This window comes from Endozoicomonas sp. ONNA2 (assembly GCF_024606365.1).
Lineage (GTDB): Bacteria > Pseudomonadota > Gammaproteobacteria > Pseudomonadales > Endozoicomonadaceae > Endozoicomonas.
Genome location: NZ_JAHHPO010000014.1, coordinates 1 through 1,536, shown reverse-complemented (window position 1 = coordinate 1,536; position 1,536 = coordinate 1). Strand labels below are relative to the sequence as shown.

The 1,536-nt window shown below is 49.3% G+C and carries 2 protein-coding genes; one reads left to right on the top strand and one right to left on the bottom strand.

Features of this window, described 5'->3' with window-relative positions:
• Nucleotides 1-373: 373 nt before the first annotated feature.
• Complete coding sequence (locus KDK14_RS00185; protein WP_257262996.1) at nt 374-1,240, top strand: 6-carboxytetrahydropterin synthase; 867 nt, start codon at nt 374-376, stop codon at nt 1,238-1,240.
• On the opposite strand, the gene KDK14_RS00180 is transcribed toward KDK14_RS00185, so the two are convergent.
• Nucleotides 1,212-1,490: a DUF2061 domain-containing protein gene (locus KDK14_RS00180; protein WP_257262995.1), complete on the bottom strand. Its 279-nt coding sequence runs from the start codon at nt 1,488-1,490 to the stop codon at nt 1,212-1,214. The genes KDK14_RS00185 and KDK14_RS00180 overlap by 29 nt on opposite strands.
• Nucleotides 1,491-1,536: the final 46 nt, after the last annotated feature.

The window sequence follows — 1,536 nt, the reverse complement described above, 5'->3', positions numbered from 1 at the left end:
CCTTTAGTCTTGCTGCCACCTTGCCTTGATCGACAGGACGCTTGAGGCCCGCAAGGTGTCAAATCCGCAACCGGAAGCAAAGCCGACCGCTTCGGTTCAGGGTCAGTAGTTAAGGCTGATAGATAGCGGCTTGTGGATGCAGTCTTGAGAAGGGAATCAAGTAAGTGCCCTCAAATGTTGTATATCCTGGCCCCTGTTTTGTCAGAGGTCAGCACTGCAGATTTATGGAAAATGCAATGGTTACCAGGCACTTCTTATGGCTGTTTTTCAATTCCTGACCTACGCTGCCCCTGTGGATAATTTGAAAAATGCGCTCCAAAATCAGATGATTTTTAAATCCATTCATCACTACTGATGGTTCCATGAAATTAATATGCAAGCTCTGTTCGTAAACCAACTGACTACCCTGGACTTCAGTTACCTCTGTCCAAAACGTGGACTGGTTGGGGAAACCTGGCTTGTGGATGTGGTGCTCGGTGGTGAACTTGATCAACAGGGGATGGTGTTTGATTTTGTCCATGTCAAGAAACAAGTTAAAGCCTCGCTGGACAACCTCTCAGATCACCGTCTTTTGATTCCCCTGAAGGCAGGAGCAACCGCCATTACCCATAACCAGGAGCAGATAGTTGTCAGCTTTACTACCTGTCACGGGAAGATTACCTGTTCAGCACCGGCACAGGCTGTGTTGCTGGTGGATGCAGAGGCGATAACGCCAGAGTTACTGACCCCCTTTCTGGAGGATGCCATACAACCGGAATTGCCTGACAACGTCACAACGGTTGAACTCAGGTTATACCCTGAAGATATTGGCGGGGCTTACTATCACTACAGCCATGGGTTGAAGAAATACGATGGGAACTGCCAACGGATTGCCCATGGTCATCGCTCACAGATTCGGATTTTTGTTGATGAACAGCGGGATCAGTCCCTGGAAGCCTGGTGGGCATCACAATGGCGCGACATTTATATAGCCACTAAAGAGGATCTACAGGGTTCCTTCAGCGAGGATGACGTGGAGCATTATCGATTCAGTTATACGGCCAACCAGGGTTACTTCGAACTCAGCCTGCCAAGGTCACACTGTTATTTAATCGATACCGACTCCACTGTTGAACTGATTGCCAGCCATATTGCCCGCTGTCTGGCCGGGAGAAACCCGGACAAAAGCATCCGGGTTGCCGCTTTTGAAGGTCTGAATAAGGGAGCCATTGCTATGTATTCAGAGCCTTCAGCGGGTTGAGAGCCTTCAGCGGGTTGAGAGCCTTCAGCGGGTTGAGAGCCTTCAGCCGGTTAAGAGCCGCCTCGGTGCGCTGTGGTCTGACCTTTTCAGATCGATTCCAGATCTTTTCGTGAAAATAATAAGCCACGGTATTCACGGCAGGCTCAACCATCGCCAGGGCACCACCGATCATGACATCACCGGTCATCAGGTAACCGACCGTAAACGCAACACAAAAGTGAACAATAGCAAAAGAAACTGTCTTGGCCATGGGTGCTCTGGGGTAATCATTTCATCGTTGTTGACTGTATTTTATG

Excerpts from the sequence above, each read along its gene's own strand:
- KDK14_RS00180 (WP_257262995.1), bottom strand. The coding sequence starts at position 1,490 with ATGGCCAAGACAGTTTCTTTTGCTATTGTTCACTTTTGTGTTGCGTTT.
- KDK14_RS00185 (WP_257262996.1), top strand. The coding sequence starts at position 374 with ATGCAAGCTCTGTTCGTAAACCAACTGACTACCCTGGACTTCAGTTAC.